Below are 1,355 nucleotides of genomic sequence, written 5' to 3'. Positions count from 1 at the left end.
CAGTGTCCTGGCTCAGGAGATAGGCGACAGGTGTCTCAGGTCATAGGCGACACGAGTCGCGGGTCATCGGCGACTGGCTGGGTGGGCTGGATGCTCGGGCATGTCGAAGGCTCGTCTGGTTATCACCGCACTGTTTGTGGAGGGCCAGGCGCCCTCCGAGGTCGCCCGGCGCTACGGGCTGCACCGCGCCTGGGTGTACAAGCTCAAGGCCCGCTACGAGGCTGAGGGCGAGGCCGCGCTCGAGCCCCGTTCCCGCCGTCCGAAGTCCATGCCGACCGCGACCTCGCCGGCGACGGTGGAGTTGGTGCTGGGGCTGCGTAAGCAGTTGGCCGATTCAGGGTTGGATGCGGGTGCGGACACCATCGGCTGGCATCTGACCCACCGGCACCAGATCGCGTTGTCGCGGGCCACGATCAACCGCGTTCTGGCCCGCCACGGCACGATCACCCCGGCCCCGGCGAAGCGACCGAAATCGTCCTATATCCGCTTCGAAGCCGAGATGCCGAACCAGACCTGGCAGTCCGATTTCACCCACTATCGGTTGGCTACCGGTGTCGATGTGGAGATCCTGACCTGGCTTGACGATCATTCCCGCTATGCTCTCCACGTCAGTGCGCATCCACGGGTAACCGGCCCGATCGTGGTGGCCAGCTTCCGGGAAACCGTCGCCCGACACGGGATTCCGGCCTCCACGTTGACCGACAACGGCATGGTCTTCACCACCCGCTACTCCGGCGGGCGGGGCGGCCGCAACGGCCTGGAGACCGAACTACGCCGCCTTGATGTGGTGCAGAAGAACTCCCGCCCGAACCACCCCACCACCTGCGGCAAGGTGGAACGCTTCCAGCAGACGATGAAGAACTGGCTGCGCGCCCAATCCAGCCAGCCAGCCACCATCGGCGGCCTGCAAACACTGCTCGAGATCTTCGCCGAGCTCTACAACCAGGACCGGCCACACCGGTCTCTGCCGCACCGGGCCACCCCAGCCACCGCCTACCAAGCCCGCCCCAAAGCCACACCGCGCAACGACCGGACCAACGAAACGCACAACCGAATCCGGCACGACACGATCGACAAATCCGGAGTGGTCACCCTGCGCGTCAACGGCCGACTCCACCACATCGGCGTCGGCCGAACCCACACCCGAACCAACGTCCTCCTGCTCGTCCACGACCTCGACGTCCGCGTCATCAACGCCGCCACCGGAAAACTACTCCGCGAACTCACCATCAACCCCAGACGCGACTACCAACCCACCGGAGCCCCCAAAGGGCCCACCCGCCGACCCCACACATAACAACAGCCGAACCGACACTTCGTCGGTCCGACTGTCGCCGATGTCCTGAGACATCACA

At 65.5% G+C, this 1,355-nt stretch carries 1 protein-coding gene; it reads left to right on the top strand.

Annotated elements, in window-relative coordinates; translation table 11 throughout:
• The first annotated feature begins 100 nt into the window (after nt 1-100).
• Nucleotides 101-1,297 (top strand): IS481 family transposase, encoded by a 1,197-nt coding sequence (locus CFN78_RS28335; RefSeq protein WP_094866381.1) that lies wholly within the window; start codon nt 101-103, stop codon nt 1,295-1,297.
• The last annotated feature ends 58 nt before the right edge of the window (nt 1,298-1,355 follow it).

This window comes from Amycolatopsis antarctica (genome assembly GCF_002262875.1).
Lineage (GTDB): Bacteria > Actinomycetota > Actinomycetes > Mycobacteriales > Pseudonocardiaceae > Amycolatopsis > Amycolatopsis antarctica.
The sequence above is the reverse complement of the archived record's forward strand: the minus strand, read 5'-3'. Positions and strand labels throughout refer to the sequence as shown.

Excerpts from the sequence above, each read along its gene's own strand:
- CFN78_RS28335 (WP_094866381.1), top strand. The coding sequence starts at position 101 with ATGTCGAAGGCTCGTCTGGTTATCACCGCACTGTTTGTGGAGGGCCAG.